This window comes from Bradyrhizobium sp. (assembly GCF_049512235.1).
In the GTDB taxonomy this organism is placed as follows: domain Bacteria; phylum Pseudomonadota; class Alphaproteobacteria; order Rhizobiales; family Xanthobacteraceae; genus Bradyrhizobium.
Genome location: NZ_JBEKXH010000011.1, coordinates 18,348 through 36,155 on the forward strand (window position 1 = coordinate 18,348; position 17,808 = coordinate 36,155).

At 63.0% G+C, this 17,808-nt stretch carries 15 protein-coding genes and 1 pseudogene; 4 read left to right on the plus strand and 12 right to left on the minus strand.

The window, feature by feature from the left end; all coding sequences use genetic code 11:
• The first annotated feature begins 110 nt into the window (after window positions 1-110).
• On the plus strand, window positions 111-1,250 hold the full coding sequence (locus ABSG20_RS02125) for an acyl-CoA dehydrogenase family protein (protein ID WP_423862823.1): 1,140 nt from the start codon (window positions 111-113) through the stop codon (window positions 1,248-1,250).
• A 122-nt stretch (window positions 1,251-1,372) separates the two neighbouring features.
• On the opposite strand, the gene ABSG20_RS02130 is transcribed toward ABSG20_RS02125, so the two are convergent.
• The 7 genes from ABSG20_RS02130 to ABSG20_RS02160 form a co-directional block, all read right to left on the minus strand.
• Window positions 1,373-2,410, minus strand: coding sequence for an amino acid ABC transporter substrate-binding protein (locus ABSG20_RS02130; RefSeq protein ID WP_423862824.1), 1,038 nt, complete (start codon window positions 2,408-2,410; stop codon window positions 1,373-1,375).
• A 58-nt stretch (window positions 2,411-2,468) separates the two neighbouring features.
• Window positions 2,469-3,062, minus strand: coding sequence for a L,D-transpeptidase (locus ABSG20_RS02135; protein WP_423862825.1), 594 nt, complete (start codon window positions 3,060-3,062; stop codon window positions 2,469-2,471).
• 136 nt (window positions 3,063-3,198) lie between these two features.
• On the minus strand, window positions 3,199-3,330 hold the full coding sequence (locus ABSG20_RS02140; protein WP_423862826.1) for a DUF2474 domain-containing protein: 132 nt from the start codon (window positions 3,328-3,330) through the stop codon (window positions 3,199-3,201).
• The gene (gene cydB, locus ABSG20_RS02145; protein WP_423862827.1) at window positions 3,327-4,340 is read right to left on the minus strand and encodes a cytochrome d ubiquinol oxidase subunit II; all 1,014 of its coding nucleotides are present in this window, start codon (window positions 4,338-4,340) and stop codon (window positions 3,327-3,329) included. Before cydB ends, ABSG20_RS02140 begins: the two co-directional genes overlap by 4 nt.
• The gene (locus ABSG20_RS02150) at window positions 4,337-5,746 is read right to left on the minus strand and encodes a cytochrome ubiquinol oxidase subunit I (protein ID WP_423862828.1); all 1,410 of its coding nucleotides are present in this window, start codon (window positions 5,744-5,746) and stop codon (window positions 4,337-4,339) included. Before ABSG20_RS02150 ends, cydB begins: the two co-directional genes overlap by 4 nt.
• A gap of 415 nt (window positions 5,747-6,161) precedes the next feature.
• On the minus strand, window positions 6,162-6,773 hold the full coding sequence (locus tag ABSG20_RS02155; RefSeq protein ID WP_423862829.1) for a sigma-70 family RNA polymerase sigma factor: 612 nt from the start codon (window positions 6,771-6,773) through the stop codon (window positions 6,162-6,164).
• A gap of 119 nt (window positions 6,774-6,892) precedes the next feature.
• The gene (locus ABSG20_RS02160) at window positions 6,893-7,054 is read right to left on the minus strand and encodes a hypothetical protein (RefSeq protein ID WP_423862830.1); all 162 of its coding nucleotides are present in this window, start codon (window positions 7,052-7,054) and stop codon (window positions 6,893-6,895) included.
• A 228-nt stretch (window positions 7,055-7,282) separates the two neighbouring features.
• Here ABSG20_RS02160 and ABSG20_RS02165 point away from each other — a divergent pair, with 228 nt between their 5' ends.
• A complete protein-coding gene (locus tag ABSG20_RS02165) occupies window positions 7,283-9,706 on the plus strand; it encodes a bifunctional diguanylate cyclase/phosphodiesterase (protein WP_423862839.1) in 2,424 nt (807 codons plus the stop codon).
• Here the strand turns inward: ABSG20_RS02165 and ABSG20_RS02170 are convergent.
• The 5 genes and pseudogenes from ABSG20_RS02170 to ABSG20_RS02190 all read right to left on the minus strand — a co-directional run.
• Window positions 9,683-9,838, minus strand: a pseudogene (locus ABSG20_RS02170) (helix-turn-helix domain-containing transcriptional regulator); the annotation flags it as partial. The gene ABSG20_RS02165 and the pseudogene ABSG20_RS02170 sit on opposite strands and share 24 nt — an antisense overlap.
• Window positions 9,839-9,979: 141 nt before the next feature.
• On the minus strand, window positions 9,980-10,723 hold the full coding sequence (locus tag ABSG20_RS02175; RefSeq protein ID WP_423862831.1) for a response regulator: 744 nt from the start codon (window positions 10,721-10,723) through the stop codon (window positions 9,980-9,982).
• Window positions 10,720-12,471 (minus strand): ATP-binding response regulator, encoded by a 1,752-nt coding sequence (locus ABSG20_RS02180; protein WP_423862832.1) that lies wholly within the window; start codon window positions 12,469-12,471, stop codon window positions 10,720-10,722. The genes ABSG20_RS02175 and ABSG20_RS02180 overlap by 4 nt, the downstream gene beginning before the upstream one ends.
• Complete coding sequence (locus ABSG20_RS02185; protein ID WP_423862840.1) at window positions 12,441-14,459, minus strand: sensor histidine kinase; 2,019 nt, start codon at window positions 14,457-14,459, stop codon at window positions 12,441-12,443. The genes ABSG20_RS02180 and ABSG20_RS02185 overlap by 31 nt, the downstream gene beginning before the upstream one ends.
• 70 nt (window positions 14,460-14,529) lie before the next feature.
• Window positions 14,530-14,682, minus strand: coding sequence for a hypothetical protein (locus tag ABSG20_RS02190; protein ID WP_423862833.1), 153 nt, complete (start codon window positions 14,680-14,682; stop codon window positions 14,530-14,532).
• A gap of 600 nt (window positions 14,683-15,282) precedes the next feature.
• On the opposite strand from ABSG20_RS02190, the gene ABSG20_RS02195 reads away from it, so the two are divergent.
• Both ABSG20_RS02195 and ABSG20_RS02200 read left to right on the plus strand, forming a co-directional pair.
• Complete coding sequence (locus ABSG20_RS02195) at window positions 15,283-16,278, plus strand: hypothetical protein (RefSeq protein WP_423862834.1); 996 nt, start codon at window positions 15,283-15,285, stop codon at window positions 16,276-16,278.
• Between the two features lie 261 nt (window positions 16,279-16,539).
• Window positions 16,540-17,808 (plus strand): ABC transporter substrate-binding protein (locus ABSG20_RS02200; RefSeq protein ID WP_423862835.1); only part of this gene is annotated, 1,269 nt, incomplete at its 3' end.

Genomic DNA, 17,808 nt, shown 5'->3' on the forward strand with positions numbered 1-17,808 from the left:
TGTCATTCCGGGGCGCGCGAAGCGTGAACCCGGAATCTGGAGACTTCGGGTTCGATGCTGCCGCATCGCCCCGGAATGACCGAAAACCTCTAAACCCGGAAACCCTCCAAATGGCCCTCGTCCTCACCGAAGAACAATCGATGCTGCGGGACAGCGCGCGCGGTCTGATCGGCGACAAGGCGCCGGTGTCGCATCTGCGGCAGTTGCGCGATGCCAGGGATGCGGCCGGATTTTCCCGGGACCTGTGGCGGACTTTTGCGGAGATGGGATTTGCCGGATTGCTGATCCCCGAAGAGTTTGGCGGCGGCGGCCTGGGTTGCGTCGAGGCCGGCGTGCTGATGGAGGAAATCGGCCGCACCCTGATGCCCTCGCCGTTTCTTGCGACCGCCGTGCTCGCGGCCTCCGCTCTGTCGCGCGGTGGCAGCGCCGCACAGAAATCCCAGTACCTGCCGAAGATCGCGGATGGCTCGCTGCTGGCCGCGTTGGCCATCGACGAGGGCGCCAAGCATCGCCCGCTAATGACAGGGATGCAGGCGCTGCGTTCCGGCAATGGTTTCAGGCTTCAGGGCGACAAGGCCTTTGTGGTCGACGGGCACACCGCCGATCTGTTGATCGTGGCGGCCCGCACCGCGGGCAACGCCGGTGAGGGCCTCGGCCTGACGCTGTTCCTGGTCGATCCCAGGAGCAAGGGCATCGCGACCGAGCGCACGGCGATGGTGGATTCGCACAACGCGGCACGAATCGTGTTCGACAATGTCGAGGTCAATGCCGACGGCGTGCTCGGCGAGGTCGATCAAGCCCGCGGCTTGCTGGAAGGGGTGCTCAATATCGGCCGTGGCGCGGTGGCTTCGGAAATGGTCGGGCTCAGCGAGGAGGTGTTTAACCGCACCGTCTCCTACCTCAAGGAGCGCAGGCAATTCGGCAAGTTGATCGGTGAATTCCAGGCGCTGCAGCATCGTGCCGCGCGGCTTTACATCGAGATCGAGATCACGCGCGCGGCGGTTTTGAAGGCGCTGCAGACGTTGGATGGCGATTTCGCAAATGCCGCGGCAGCGGTGGCGGTTGCCAAAGCCCGCGCCGGTTCAACCGCGACCTCCGCGGTTCAGGAAGGCGTGCAGATGCACGGCGGCATGGGCATGACCGACCAGTTCGACATCGGTTTCTTCATGAAGCGCGCGCGGGTCTGCCAGGAACTGTTCGGTGACAGCAACTTTCATGCCGATCAGCTGGCAAGGATGAAGGGCTATTGAGATTTTTGCCGTCATTCCGGGGCGCGAAGCGAACCCGGAATCTGGAGATTCCGGGTCTGCGCCTCCGGTCGGCCTCAGCCGACCGAAGCCGCATCCCGGAATGACGCTGCTTTTTTTTGATCTCACCTGATCGGCGGCGCGTACTGGATGCCGCCGGCGCTCCAGAGCTGATTGAGGCCGCGGGGAATGCTGAGCTTGGATCCCGAGCCGACATTGCGCTCGTAGACTTCGCCGTAATTGCCGACGTGGCGGATGATGCGCACCGCCCAATCCTTGGTCAGCCCGAGTTCCTCGCCGTAGGCGCCTTCGGTTCCGACCAGCCGCATCACGTCCGGCTTCTTCGACTTCAGCGCCTCGTCGATGTTCTTTGAGGTAACGCCGAGTTCTTCGGCGTTGATCATCGCGTACAACGTCCATTTCACGATCATCATCCAGTCATCGTCGCGCTGCCGTACCACCGGCGCGAGCGGCTCCTTGGAGATCACATCGGGCAGGATGACGTGGTCGCCCGGCTTGGAAAGGTTGAGCCGCAGCGCATAGAGCTGGGATACGTCGGCAGTAAACACGTCGCACATGCCGGAATCATAGGCCTTGATGACATCTTCCAGCTTGCCGAACTTCATCGCTTCGTATTTCATGTTATTGGCGCGGAAATAATCGGCGAGGTTGAGTTCTGTGGTGGTTTCCGACTGCACGCAAACTTTGCTGCCGTCGAGCTGCAGCCCGGAATCGACGTTTCTCGCCCGTGGCACGATGAATCCTTCACCGTCATAATAGGCCACCGCCGGGAAATAAAGGTCGTAGGAGGTCTCGCGCGACATGCTCCAGGTCGAATTGCGCGAGAGGATATCCACTTTCCGGTTCTGCAGCTCCCTGAAACGTTCGCTGGCGTCGAGCGGAATGAATGTTGCCTTGGTCGGGTCGTCGAAAATGGCCGCCGCGACGGCGCGGCAGAAATCGACATCGAAGCCGGTCCAGTTGCCCTTGTCGTCGGGAATCGAGAAGCCCGGCAGGCCCTTGTTGACGCCGCACAGCACCTCGCCGCGCCGGATCGTTCGTTTCAGGGTTCGCGTGTCATATCGTTCATAGGTGATGGCGGCAGCCGCAACCGCGACTGCGACCGCCAGCCCGATCAGCAGGCCGCCTCCGAATGTCCGCATGACTTTGTCTTTCGCAATCATCAGAAAAAAAATGGATCGGCGGTGAAGGCGCTCGCCGTTACAGTTCCGGCTTCTGCTTCACGATCACCTTGGTGCCGACCGGAACCCGATCGTAGAGGTCGGTGACGTCGACATTGACCAGCCTGAAACAGCCCGATGACACGGCGGTGCCGATCGTATCCGGCCGGTTGGTGCCGTGGATGCGATAGACGGTGGCGCCGAGGTAGAGCGCGCGGGCGCCGAGCGGGTTGCCGGGGCCCCCGGCCATGAAGCGCGGCAGATAGGGCTGGCGCGCGATCATTTCAGGCGGCGGCGTCCAGTCCGGCCATTCCGCTTTCTTGGAAATGTTCAGAAGTCCCTGCCATTGAAATCCGTCGCGGCCGACGCCGATGCCATAGCGCAGCGCCCGGCCGCTGCCCTGGATCAGATAGAGATGGCGCTCCGCGGTCGAGATGATGATGGTTCCGGGCGCCTCGGTGCTGCGGTAATACACCATCTGCTTCTGGTATTCGGGGTCCAGTTGCACGGAGTCATCGGGCAGCAGTCCCGGCTGGTCGCCAACATCGGGCTGTTGGGCGTAGCCCCGCGTGGCCGCAAGCGTCAGGCTGCCCGCGGCCATCATCACCCAGATCAGGCGTCGATATTTGATCATGCAAACCTCTCTTGTTGGCGCCGTAAGGACCACCGGTTGCCAAATCACCGCGGCGATCAAATCCCAGGGCCGGCGCGATGGCAAGCAGCCCGGCTATTTCTCTGCAAGGGTTTCACTTTTTGCCGTCCTGAAAACCTCATTTGGGCGCAATCCAGAGCCGCAAGCCAAGCGAGAGCATGGCCACGGTGGCGACGCCGCCGAGCCAAAGGGCCGCGAACCACAACAGCCGCTGCCCCAGCGGCCGCGGTTTTTGTGCCGGCGGCTTCAATGATACCCGCTCCCGGCCCTTACCTTGCCGCGGAAGACCCAATAGGCCCACCCGGTATAGCCGAGAATGAGCGGCACCAGCACCGCGATGCCGAACAGCATGAAGATCTGGCTGGTCTCAGGCGCCGCCGCCCGCCAGATGGTGATGCTCTGCGGCACGATATAGGGATACATGCTGATGCCAAGGCCGGCATAGGACAGAGCGAACAGGGCCAGCGTCAGAAAGAAGGGCCGGGAGTCTTGCCGGGTCGCGAGGCTGCGCAACAAAAGCACGGCCACGCCGGCAACGGCGATCGGCACCGGCGCCGTCAGGATGACGTTGGGCCAGGAGAACCAGCGCTCCGAATACTGGATGTGGAGGAACGGCGTGGCGATGCTGACGGCGCCGATCGCACCCAGCATCGCGAACAAGAGAGACCAGCTCAGGCGGTAGGCCTTGTCGCGAAGCTCGCCTTCGGTCTTCAGCACCAGCCATGTCGCACCGAGCAGCGCGTAGCCGACCAGCAGCGCGAGACCGGTCAGGATGCTGAACGGCGTCAGCCAGTCCCACCAGCCGCCGGCATAGTGCCGTCCCTCGACATGCACGCCCTGCAGGATGGCGCCCAGCGCTATGCCCTGCGCCAGCGTCGCCAGCATCGATCCACCGGCGAACGCGACATCCCAGCGATTGCGCTGGCTTTGCGTCGTCCGCCAGCGGAATTCGAAGGCGACGCCGCGAAACACCAGGCCGATCAGCATCGCCACGACAGGGGTGTAGAGCGCCGGCATCAGCACCGCGTAAGCCAGCGGAAATGCCGCCATCAGCCCGCCGCCGCCGAGCACCAGCCAGGTTTCATTGCCGTCCCAGACCGGCGCGACGCTGTTCATGATGACGTCGCGATCGGATTTCGCGGGAAACAAAGGAAACAGGATGCCAAGGCCGAGATCAAAACCGTCCATCACCACATAGACGAAGACCGCGAACGCGATGATGAACGCCCAGAGGGTCGCAAGGTCGATGCTGGCGGTCATCGGGCAGGCCCTTCCACGGCCACGCCAACCGCGGGTGTGATGCCCGCGGCGCGGGAGGGGGCATCGCCGCTCGGTCCCTGTTCGCCATGCTGCGGCGGCTGCGCCATCAGCCGGAACAGGTAGGTCAGGCCTGCCGCATAGACGATGAAATAGACGACGACGAAGGCGATCAGCGAAGAACCCACCGCGGGCGCGGCGAGCGGCGAAGCCGAGTCGGCGGTGCGGAGCAGGCCATAGACCAAAAAGGGCTGGCGGCCGACCTCGGTCGTAAACCAGCCCGCCAGCACGGCGATGAAGCCCGCCGGGCCCATCGCCATCGCGAAAATCTGCAACAGCCTGGAATCGTACAGCGCGCCGCGCCAACGCAGCCACAGGCTGAATAGGCCGAGCGCCATGATCAGAAAGCCTAATCCGACCATGATCCGGAACGACCAGAACAGGATCGGCACCGGCGGCCAGTTCTGGCGCGGCACGGTGTCGAGCCCGGCCAGCGGCGCATCGATCGCGTGCTTGAGGATCAGCGAAGACAGTTTTGGGATCTCGATTGAGTAATCGACCTTGCCCGCGGCCTGATCGGGCAGCCCGAACAGGATCAGCGGGGCGCCGTCGGGATGGCTCTGGTAATGGCCTTCCATCGCCATCACCTTGGCGGGCTGATGCTCCAGCGTGTTGAGCCCCTGCTGATCGCCGGCGAGGATCTGGACCGGCGCGACCAGCGTCGCCATCCACATCGCCATCGAAAACATCACCCGGGGACCGGGCAGACGGGAATCGCGCGACAGGTGAAGGGCGCCGACGGCGCCGACCACCAGCGCGGTCGTGAGATAGGCCGCCAGCACCATATGCACGAGACGGTAGGGAAACGAAGGATTGAAAATCACCTTGAGCCAGTCGGCGGCGACGAACTGGCCGTCGGCGTTGACGGCGTAGCCGGTCGGCGTCTGCATCCAGGAATTGGCCGAAAGAATCCAGAATGCCGAAAACAGCGTGCCGGTGGCGACCATCAGGGTGGCCAGGAAATGCAGTCTGTGGCCGACCCGCTCGAGCCCGAACAGCATCACGCCGAGGAAACCGGCTTCGAGGAAGAACGCGGTCAATACCTCATAGGCCATCAGCGGGCCGATGATGGGGCCGGCCTTGTCGGCAAACGCCGACCAGTTGGTGCCGAACTGGTAGGAGATCACGATCCCCGACACCACGCCCATGCCGAACGCGACCGCGAAGATCTTCAGCCAGTAATGGAACAGGTTGATGAAGACCTGGCGCCCGGTCCACAGCCACAGCGCCTCGAGCACCGCCAGATAACTGGCGAGCCCGATCGAAAAGGCCGGAAACACGATGTGAAACGACATCGTGAAGGCGAACTGCGCCCGGGCCAACACCACGGCTTCCCAGCCCTCGAACATCTCACGCCACCCGTCGCCGCTATGGCGGCGAACGTTACCACGCGGGACATGACATTGGTACCGCCTGTATGGCGATCCGGACCTGGGGCTTTGCGCCCTGCGGCCATGCGCGGGTTCTCAATTGTGCTTCGCAAGGGGCGGGCCCCGGTTGCGTCACGTGTTCGTGAGGCATCCCGAGCGCCGCGGAGCCTGCGAACGCAAAGCGACCCGGAGGGGGGCATCCCGTCCGGGTCGTGAGGTCCTTGGGAGGTTGGAAGATGTATGATCAGCTACGCACGGTCACCATGACAGCCGAAGTTTTCCCCATGATGTCGTCGATTGTTTCATTTACTTCGTGGCCTGCACCGGCTGCAGGTCAGATTGGCTTTCGCCTTCAAATTGCATCAGAAATAATTAACGCTTTGTTAATTCGATCTCACGCCGCAAGGCTGTCGATACCGGCGCCCTTGAGCAATTCGGCGAGTTGCTTGCGGGCATAGAACATACGGGTCTTCACGGTGCTCGGCGGGATGCCGATGATCTTGCCGACCTCTTCCACCGACTTCTCGTGGTAGTAGACGAGGTTGATGATCTCGCGGTGCGCCGGCGACAGTTTGGCAACGCAGGCGCGCAGAATGGCGCTGGTGCTGCTGCGGTCCAGCGAGGCCTCCGGGGTCTCGCCATGGTCGGCAATCTCCAGCATCTCCTCCTGGTCGATGTCCTCGTGCCGGCGCTGGCGCAGCGCCGTCAGCGCCTTGAAGCGGGCAATCGAAAGCAGCCAGGTGGAAACCTGCGAACGGCCTTCGAACTGGTCGGCGGTTCGCCAGACGTCGAGAAAGACCTGGCTGGCGAGATCTTCCGCCAGGGCGGTATCCCGCACCATGCGAAGGATGAAACGGTAAACCCGCACATTGTGGCGGGAGTAGAGCACGTGCATCGATGTTCGGTCGCCATCGGCAATGCTGTCCAGCAGCATTTCGTCCGAGGTCGCCTGGGCCGTGATGATGCCCTGTTCGGCTGCGGCGTTGATGGCCACGACGTTCTGCATGACTAACTCCCCTGTCACCGCTTCCGCGGCGCTCCGTTGGGGGAAAGTGTTAATCAGCCACGGTTTCGGGACGTCTGCACGCCAGGGGGAAAATGGTTTCGTGCCGCAGGAGAATTATTTCATGGTACCGCCGGCGACGAAACAATTCGGGATAAAATTCTTATGATTTCAACAGGATAGCCTTGGCGATCCCGGAACTTGCGGTCGATCACCGGTATCTTCGACATTCCCCATTCGATGGGCTCGTCCATGGCATAAGCCGTATCAATCGGCTTCCCCACCAGCGCGCCGCCTGCTCGCGAAAGATCAATCCGCGGCCAGCGTGCCGCTGATCAATTTCACCGTAATTCTACCTGGTTGCTGGCAGTGGCTCATTATTGCTGTGGTGCGTTCACCCGCCGTTGACCTCGTATCATTACCGTCGTTTAGGGTCCCAAAGCACACCTTGAGGCCCCGGCGGTAGCGGAAGCGCGCGGCACCTGATGAATTCGACCCCGAATGTTGAGCGGATGTTTGCGGCACTAAGCGCGACGAACGAAGCTATTTTGCGCGCCACGTCCGAGGACGAGCTCCATCAAAAGGTTTGCGACGCGGCGGTGTTTGGCGGCAAGTTGCTTGGCGCCGGCCTGCTGCTTGCCGAACCGGGCGATCAATTGAAGTTTGTTGCCGGTGCCGGAACGGGCGTCGAAGCGCTTCGATCAGCGATATGCTCAACGGATGGAGATTCGGACGAGGGCCAGGGGCTTGCCGCGTCCGCCTTTCGGGCCTGCCGGCCCTTCGTGACCGACGACTACATCAATGATGAGAGTTTGCGGCGTTGGCGCGGAGCAGCCATGCGCATTGGCATTCGGTCGGCGGCCGCGGTCCCGATCAAGCGACAGGGGTCCTGCATCGGCGCGATGTTGTTCTACCTCGATCAGCCCAATGCCCTCAGCGACGAAATCATCCGCCTGCTGGAAAGGATGGCGGAGAACGTTGGTTTTGCGCTCGATCATTTCGAGCGTGAACGCGCGCGCGAGCGCATGGCCCGCATGTTCGCCGCGCTCAGCGCGGCCAACGAGGCGATCATCCGGGCCAAGACCAGGGAAGAGCTTTGCGACCTCGTCTGCGCCGCGGCCGTGCTCGGTGACAGGTCGATATTCAATCATATCTCGCTGGTTGAGCCCGGCGGTGGATTTCTCCGGGTCGTCGCCGCGGGTGGCGTTGCCAAGGCGAACGAGATTGGCGCACGAACCCCTATTTGCGATTCGGAAGAAGAGAACCGGTCTCTTGGCGAAATCGCCTTCAAATCGGGGAGGTTCAGTGTCAGCAATGACTACCTGGCAGATCCACGGCTGACGCGCTTTCGCGAGCGGCTCCGGGTTTTGGGTGTTCGGTCTGCGACGGCAATCCCCCTGATCAAGGACGGCAAGTCGTTCGGGCTGTTTTTCGTGCAGTCGACCCATATTGGCGCCTTCACTGCGGAGTTGATCAGCCTGCTGCAAAGGCTGGCCGACAACGTCTCATTCGCGCTTTCGAATTTCGATCAGGCCGACGAAAAGGCGCGCGCCGATCAGCAGATCAAGTATCTCGCCACCCACGACAGCCTGACCCAATTGCCCAATCGCGCGATGTACAGCCAACTCTTGCATTTTGCGATCGAGGCCGCGCGGCGTTACGATCGGCGGTTTGCGGTATTGTTCATCGATCTCGACAGGTTCAAGATCATCAATGATTCGCTGGGTCATGAAGCCGGCGACGCCTTGCTGGTCGAGGTCGCCCGCAGGCTGCGACATGGCGTACGTGCCAGCGACGTCGTCGCTCGCCTGGGCGGCGACGAATTCGTCGTGATCCTCAATGAAGCCGCAGATATCGATGGCATCGAGCGTGCCGCCGGCGGCTTGCTGGACGTCCTCAGCCAGCCTTTGCAATTGAATGGCCACGAATGCCACACCACGGCCAGCATCGGCATCGCGGTGTACCCCACGGACGGCGCCGATGAGCAGACGCTGACCAAGAATGCCGATATCGCGATGTACCACGCCAAGGAAGACGGCAAGAACCGCTTCCGCTTCTGCAGCAGCGAAGCCAAAACCCGGTCGATCGAGACACTGACGCTCGAAACGGCTTTGCGCCATGCGCTGGAACGCAACCAGTTCGCGCTGCACTACCAGCCGAAGGTGGATATGGCGAGCGGTGACATAACCGGAGTTGAGGCGCTGTTGCGCTGGACGCATCCCGATCTCGGTGTCGTGCCGCCCGCGCATTTCATCCCGCTGGCCGAAGAAACCGGTCTGATTGTCCCGATCGGCCGCTGGGTCTTGAACGAAGCCTGCGCGCAGAACATGGCTTGGCAACGCCATGGGTTGCGGCCGATATCGATGGCAGTCAATCTCTCGCCGCGGCAGTTCGCCGACGAACTGCTGCTGCGCGATGTCGACGAAGCGCTGGCGGCAAGCGGCATGCCTGCGGTGCTGCTGCAACTGGAGGTCACCGAAAGCATGGTGATGCGCAACGTTCCACGGGCGGTCAAGATGCTGGACGCGATTCGGAGCCGCGGCATTCGTCTTGCGATCGACGATTTCGGCACCGGCTATTCGTCGATGTCCCTGATGAAGCACTTTCCGATCGACACCATCAAGATCGATCGCTCCTTTGTTCGTGATCTGGAGACCAATCCCGAGGATCAGGCGATCGCTCAGGCGATCATCAGCATGGGCAGGGCGCTCGGGATGACGGTCGTTGCCGAAGGCGTCGAGACCATCGAACAGCGGGCATTTCTGCGCGATCACGCCTGCGACGAGATCCAGGGCTATCTGTTCAGTAAACCGGTGCCGCCGCAGCAATTGGCCGATCTGCTGGGATCCGCGCCGGCGGCCGCCTCCCCGCCTCTCCAGCCCGAGCTCGTCACCCGATCAGAGGCCCCTGTCTCACGCGACCCCGCGCCGCTTTGACGTCTGTCCATTCGCCACGCGGCGCGCTGATAGGGTTAGACCCAGGGCACGATCAATGCGCATGACGGTCCCGAATTCGGGATTGCCGGTCTCCCCGAGCGCCTTGTACAGGCTTTCGCGGTTCAAACCGGCCTTCTTCGCCGTGGCGCAATGAGGTTACAGCGAAGGGCGGGGCGAGGGAACGCGCCGCTGCCGCGGATGCAGCACGCGCCTCAGGGCTATCGCGGCTTGCTGCGCCGGCGTCGTCCTGCGCTGGCGTCCTGCCGCCCCCCATCACCCCTTCTCGCCGACCGGCGAAAACAGATATCCCCCGCCCCTGATGGTGCGGATCACCGCCGGCTTGGTCGGGTCGATCTCGATCTTGCGGCGGATGCGCATGATGCGCAGGTCGACGGCGCGGTCGAAGGCTTCGGCGTCGCGGGCGTTGGCGAGTTCCAGCAGGCGCTCGCGCGAGAGCACCCGCTTCGGATTGGCCGCGAACACCTTGAGCAGGCCGAATTCGGAAGCGGTCAAGGGATGCTCGTTGCCCTCCTCGTCGCGCAGCGCCTGCGCCTCCAGGTCGAGCCATTTGGTGCCGAACCGCACCAGCTGCTCCCGGGTTACTCTCGCCTCCGCAGCGGCGGGGCCGGCCGGCGGCTGCCGCGCCGGCGCGGTGCGCCGCAGCACCGAGCGGATCCGCGCCATCAGTTCGCGCAGTTCGCAGGGTTTTGCGATGTAATCATCGGCGCCGAGTTCGAGGCCGACCACGCGGTCGATCGGGCTTGCGGTCGCCGTCAGCATGATGACCGGGACATTGCCGCGGCCCTTCAGATCGCGGATGATTGACAGCCCGTCTTCTTCCGGCATGTTCAGATCAAGCACCACCAGATCGGGCATGCGGTTTTCGATCTGTTCTCGCAGGCTCTTGCCGCCGTCGCACAGCGTGACGCCAAAGCCGTGCATCTTGAGGTACTCGCCGACCATTTCGCGGGCCGGCGCCTCGTCGTCGACGATGAAAATATGCTGGGCCTGGGTCATGGCATCTGGATCTCTGTCGCCGGCAATAGGATCGTGAAGGTGGATCCCTGTCCGGGGCCGGCGCTGTCGGCGATCACCTCGCCGCCATGCATGTCGATAATGCGCTTGACGATCGAAAGCCCGAGGCCGGTCGAGCTTTCGCCGGCGGTAGGTTTGGCCGAAAGCCGCTGAAAGCGGCCGAACAGCCGGCCAAGATCTTCCGGAGACAGGCCGGCGCCTTCGTCGGTGACGCGGATGACGGTATTGTGTTCCTCGTGGCTCACCACCACCCCGATCTTGCCGCCGATCGGGCTGTATTTGATGGCGTTGCTGATCAGATTGTCGATCGCCTCGCGAATCCGGTCGGTATCGCACATGGTCACGAAATTCGGCGGCGCCGACACCATGATGGCCTGCTGCTTGTTGACCGCCAACGGCTGATTGGCATCGGCGACTTCGCCGACCAGGGCGGCGATATCGACCGGCTCGCGGCGAATGGAGATGTCGAAGGCGTCCGCCATCGCATCCGAAATCAGATGATCGACCATCGCGGTGAGGCGCCTGGTGGCGTCGCGGATGTGTTCGATCTGGGCGGTGACGCTGTCGCTGGAAGCGCCGGCGCTGATCAGCTCCGTCAGCATTTCGGTGCGGCCGAGGATCACGCCGAGCGGATTCTTCAGATCGTGGGCGACGGTGCCGAGAATTTCGTTCTTGAAGCCGTTGGCGCGCTGCAGCCGCACCCATTGCGCCGACAGCCGGCGGTTGGCCTGCATCAGCGCCCTGGTGCGCTGGGCGACGCGGTCCTCGAGCCGGGTGTTGGCCTCGTGCAGCTGCTGATAAAGGATCACATTGTCGAACGCGATCGAAAGCCGGCTGCCGAAAATCTCGACCAGCGAACGGTCGGTTTCGGACAGCGGCCGCTCCGCCTGCAGCAGCACCACGACCTCGCGGCCGCTGCCGGTGCGGACATAGAGAACGCTGCGTTGATCGACAAATTCATGCTTGCGCCGCCGGAAGGCGGCTTCCACCGTCGAGCGCAATTCGGGGTCGAGAAATTTCGCTCCGGCCGCGCCGATGAAGCGGCTATAGCAGCCCGAGCCGGCCAGCACGGAAAAATCGTCGCTGACCACCCCGCCGTCGCGCAGTACCAGGATGCCGGCGCAATCGACATTGAGCAGCGAGGCGATCTGCGTCAGCACGCCTTCGGCGAGGCGCTGCATCGATCTGAAATCGTACAGGGTCGATGCCGCATCGATGATGATTTCCAGCCCGCGCCTTGTTTGCACCATGCGTTCGAGCTGCTGGTAGCTGCGTAGCGCCGCCGTCAGCGAGGTAAACAGCCTGTCCGCGGTCAGCTCGGTCTTGGCCTTGTAGTCGTTGATATCGTATTGCACGATGACGCGGCGCTCGGGCGCCTGGCCGGGCTGCCCGGTGCGCAGGATGATGCGGACGGTCTCGTTCTTGATGTCGTTGCGGATGTATTCGACGAGATCGAGGCCCGCGGCGTCGGTTTCCATGATGACGTCGAGCAGCACGGCCGCGATATCGGAATGCGCGCGCATCAATTGCCGGCCCTCGGCCGCCGAATAGGCCGACAGGATTTCGAGCGTCTGGCCATTGAGATTGTAATCGCTGAGCGCAAAGCGGGTACCTTCGTGCACCGCCTGATCGTCGTCGATCACGGCGATCTTCCACTTGCGCGCGGTCGATGGCTCCGGAGCGATTCCGGAGTCTTCGATCAAATGGAGGACATCGTCCTGTTCGGCCATTGCAGGGTCCCGTCGCTGGCTGGCACTGCGGGTATGGAGTCGCCTTTGGCGACCCTGGGTATAGTAATGCGAAATGTAGTGCCTTGTCCCGGTCTTGTATCCAGCATCATGGTGCCGCCGAACTGCTGGGTGACCAGATTATAGACGATGTGCAGGCCCAAACCGGTGCCGCCTTCGTCGCGGCGGGTGGTAAAGAACGGGTCGAAGGCCTGGCGTTGCACGTCCGGCGTCATTCCGGCGCCGTCGTCGGCGAAAATGATCTCGATGTCGTCCTGGCCGTGCGCCCGCGCCGAGATCGAGATCGTTCCGGCGCGACCATCGGCAAACGCATGATTGGTGGCGTTGAGGAACAGATTGGTCACAATCTGGCCATAGGAGCCCGGGTATCCGTCGATGAGGAGGCTGGGCACGTCGATCGACAGCGCAATCGGCGCCCTCTTGAGGACCGGCCGCAGGCTGGCGACGATCTGGCTGGTCGCCTCGCCCAGATCGAATGGCCGGCGCTCGGCGTGCGAGCGGTCCACCGCGACCTGCTTGAAGGACTGGATCAGTTCGCCGGCGCGATGCAGGTTCGCCACCAGCTGCTGAGCCGCGTCGCGCGAGCTGCGGACGAATTCCTCGAGTTGGGACCGCCGCAACGGCGCGTCGGATTTGAGTTCCTGCTCGAACATCTCGGCGCGGCGCGAGAAGCTGGACGCCACCGTCAGGCTGATGCCGATCGGGTTGTTCACTTCATGGGCGACGCCGGCGACCAGGCCGCCGAGCGCCGCCAGACGTTCGGCATCGATCAGGTTTTGCTGCGCGGCGTTCAGTTCGAGCAGGGCGCCCTCCGCCTTCTCCTTGGAGGCGCGCAACTCATCTTCGGTCTGGCGCTTGGCGATGGCGTTTTCGCGGAATACCTCGACCGCCCGCGCCATCGCGCCGACCTCGTCCCTGGCGTTCGCCCCCTGGACCTGGAGTTCGTAATCCCCCGCCGTGATGGCGTACATGGAAGCCATGATCTGCTGCAGCGGCAGCCGGATGCTGAGCGCGATTACCACCCCGGCGGCGAGGATGAGGCCGAGCAGCATCACCGCGATCGAGAACACCTTGCGCGATATGTTGCTCAGCGTTCGGTCGAAGGTCGCCTGCGCGTTCTGCTCGCGCTGGCGCATGCTGTCCGACAATTCGTCGATGGCGCCGCTGGCCTCGGCCTGGCTGGCGTCGATGGCATTGTGCAACAGCTCGGTCCGGTTCACGAGTTGCGCAGACAGTTTCGCCAGTCCTTGCCGCAGCGCGTCGGCCCGCGACCGCAAGTGCTGCAGCGCTACCCGCTGCTGGTCGTTGTCGGCGAGGTCGGTCATCGCGGGGATGGATTTCTCGATCGTCTCGGTATTGCGCAGGGCTTCCTCGGCGGACGCGCTCGCCAGCGAAAGATTGTAGGCGTTGGCTGCGACCAGCATCGCGGTAAAGGCCTCGCGGGATTTTCCGAGGGGCGGCCAGATCCGCGCATCGCGGTGCCCGGTGGCCCCTTCGATCACCGAATAGAGCCCGGCCATTTCCCTGGCGGGGGCCAGGACCTCATCCTCGTAGGTTTTCGTGATGGTGGTCTGCACGCCGCGCAATTCGCTGAAGCCGTTGAGGAACCGCTCGGTGACACGCTGCAGCTTCCTGGTCGATCCCGACAGCATCGGGTCGGTCGAGGCGCGCTTGGTGAGGGTGCCGAGAACCGTCTCCCGCAACGCCGATATCTCGGCCGACAATTGCGGGCTCGGCTGATTGATATAGCGGTGGATCAGGGTCTGCAGGCGACCGGTCTCGCTTTCCAGCCGCGTCAGGATCCTGTCGGATTCGCGCACCTGCCGGACGTCTTGCCAGGCCGAAGCGAGCACCTCTGCGCCGTTCCAGATCATCGCGGCAAGCACCAGCACCACCGCCGAGTTCAGCGCGGCAATCGACAGGATGCGCCAGCGGATCGGCACCGCGCGGACCAGCCCGACGATGCGCATGCGGCCCGGCGCGGCGAGGCTCGCCGGCCGCTCCAGAGCGTCGCCCTGTCCGGGTGTTGCCAACACTAGTTTACTCCAGCTCGCGAATTGGCTCGATCAGTTGCTCCGGCGCCGGATCGCGCCGCGCCCGGCGAATTGTTGCGGCGACGACACTGCCGGGCCGCGCCACACCGGTGCGACGGAGATCGATGGCGCCGCTGTGTTCGGCGGCCAGGGCGCGCATCGAACGCCGCGCCTGCGGGGCTTGATGATCTCCCGTCCGGGAGCCGGCACCGAAATTCCCACGCCACGGCTGTCGCGATCGCCGTCAAAAACGGCATCACCACGCAAGCTTGGGTCCGCGAAAGGTCGGCGCGGCTGTACACAGGCAATAATCCCCTTGTGATAATGTCGATTTCGGGAGCAAAAGGTTCAAAGCTTTTTTAGCCTGGAACCGGCGCGCGTTGGCCATTGCCGGCTGCGCCACCAGTATCGTCAATCGCGCGCGGCGGCGGTTTCTGCGGCTTCAAGGGGTCGCGATAGGAAAGTTCCCTCGAAACCGCGGCGGCGGCGGGCGAGCGCGGCTCGACCCACGACCGGCTCATGCCTTGCTCTGGATCAACCTGGCCGCTTGCGCGAGCACTCCGGCGATGGCGGTTAGTCCCTTGCCATTGCCTGTTCCCGACGTCGTGACCTGCCGCAGGGCGCCCGTCAATAGTCTCCGCGTTATCAATTGATTCAGGGGTCGCTGATATTGCTTCGCCTTGCGAGTGACGATGTCGGTGGGTGACGCCGATACGCGACGGGCGCCAGGGGCCGGAAAGGCGGCGGGCAATCCAATCCCATGAAAAAGATCATCGCGTGGTTGATTGTGGCGGGCGTCGGGGGTGCATTCCTGACCCTCGAATTTATCTATCCCTACTACAACTCCATTTTCGGATATTCGGTCGAGCCGTATGTGGAGCCGGATCAGTCGAGGGCACGCGCCGCGGTGTCCAGTCTGCTGTTTGATCCAGATTCAGCCGAGTTCGACCAACTGCGTAACGTGGAGACGGAAGGCGTCCAATTTGTTTGTGGCGACGTCAAGGCCAAGGACCGAGACGGTTCCTATAGCGAACTTCGGGCCTTTGTTTACGAGGTCAAGCCCGAGATCGCGCGCATCGACGACAACGAACAGATCGCCAGAATTCATGCCACCTACAAGCCGTGTCCGGAAAACCTCGAGCCGCCGCAACCCCCGGAAGCGGAGGACTTTGTAAAAAAGGTTCTCAGATTTCTGCCGAAAGTAGATCCAGTAGCCCCCTCGACCCGCGATTCGCTGCCTTCTTTGCCGAAGGGGTCGAGCAGCTCCCCTGCACCGAACGATTTGAAGACCGGCCTGAGCCAGTTTCGGAACACCGCGGCCGGGCAGCTGACCGGCTCGGAGGCCGCCGCGACGGAGGCAAACGGCCAGCCGACGCAGGCCGAAGGTTCGTTCATTGCCGATCTGAAAAATGAGCAGGCCTGGCGGAGCGATCATCCGCCCGCGGCATGGCCAACGTTTCCATCCGATGACCCGCTCGCCAAGCCGGCCCGCAAGCGCAGCCCCGAACAGGCCATCGCGCTCGCTTCCGATGTCGAGGGGCGCTGGAAGGGCTTCAAGGCAGGGCGATCGGCGTCTCGCCCGCGCCCCAGCGACATTGAAGAAGCACTGCGGGCGTTGCTTGCGATTCCGCCCAACAGCAAGGATTTTTCCAAGGCATGGGCGCTGTTCGTCAGCCTTCGGCAAATCGATCGTGAAGCGATCGCGATGGTGTCGCGCCGCAAGTCTTCGACTGGATCGGCGCGGCCGACAGGCTGAGCAGCCCTGTTCGGCTATCATATCCGACGACGGCTGTGGGCAGCCGCCCCATCGCCTGGGGAAAGGCGTCGCGCCTATTTGCACTCACAATAGGCAAAGCCAGTTCTCTGTATGCAATCTTCTTGGGCGCGCAGCGCTGCGGGAAACCCGCTTTCGGAAGCCGAATCAGGTGTTTAAGGCACCGTTAAGTTTGCGTTAAGATTTGGCACGAACCTTGCGAAGTCTCTCCAAAGCCGATTCCCCGTGCGTTGGAGCCATCCGATGAAGCGCCGCGATTTTCTGAAATCCGTCTCCGGGATCGCGGCTGGCGCCATGGTACCGGCGCCTGCGATCTGGTCTTCCGCCAAGGCCGACGCCCGCTCCGAGACGCTGTTGATCGTCTCGGAGAGCGGTCCCAACAATCTCGACATCCATGGCATCGGCACCAACGTGCCCGGCTATGAAGTGTCGTGGAATTGCTATGATCGTCTGATCAGCCACGAGATGAAGAGCGGCCCCGGCGGCGTGCCCTACTACGACCGCGACAAATTCAAGCCCGAACTCGCCGAAGACATCAATGCCGGCGACATGTCGGTGACCTTCAAGCTGAAGAAAAGCGCAAAGTTTCACGACGGCGCGCCGGTCACGGCCAAGGACGTCAAATGGTCGCTGGATCGCGCGGTCAGCGTCGGCGGATTTCCCACCTTCCAGATGGGCGCGGGTTCGCTGACCAAGCCTGAGCAGTTCGTCACCGTCGACGACAACACGGTGCGAATCGATTTTGCCAAGAAGGACCGCCTGACCATTCCCGATCTCGCCGTGATCGTGCCCTGCGTGGTCAATTCCGAGCTCGTGAAGAAGAACGCCAGCGAGAAGGACCCGTGGGGCCTGGAATATACCAAGCAGCAGACCGCGGGCTCCGGCGCCTACAAAGTGACAAAATGGACCGCCGGCACCGAAGTGATCATGGAGCGCAACGACGCCTGGGTCGGTGGTCCCATGCCCAAGGTCAGGCGCGTGATCTGGCGCATGGTGCCGCAGGCCGGCAACCGCCGCGCGCTGCTGGAGCGCGGCGATGCCGACATCTCCTACGATCTGCCGAACAAGGATTTCGTCGAGCTGAAGAGCGACGGCAAGCTCAGCATCGTGTCGGTGCCGTATTCCAACGGCATCCAGTACCTCGGCATGAACGTCAAGAACCCGCCGTTCGACAATCTCAAGGTCCGGCAGGCCGTTGCCTATGCGGTACCCTATCAGAAGATCATGGATGCGGTGCTGTTCGGGCTGGCCAAGCCGATGTTCGGCGCCGCCCCCGATCAGCCGACCGAGGTGGCGTGGCCGCAGCCGACGAAATATGCAACCGACCTCGACAAGGCCAAGGCGTTGATGGCAGAGGCCGGGTATCCCAACGGCTTCGAGACCACGCTGTCGTTCGATCTCGGATTTGCCGGCGTCAACGAACCGCTCTGCGTGCTGGTGCAGGAGTCTCTCGCGCAAATCGGCATCAAAACTACGATCAACAAGATTCCGGGTGCCAACTGGCGCACCGAG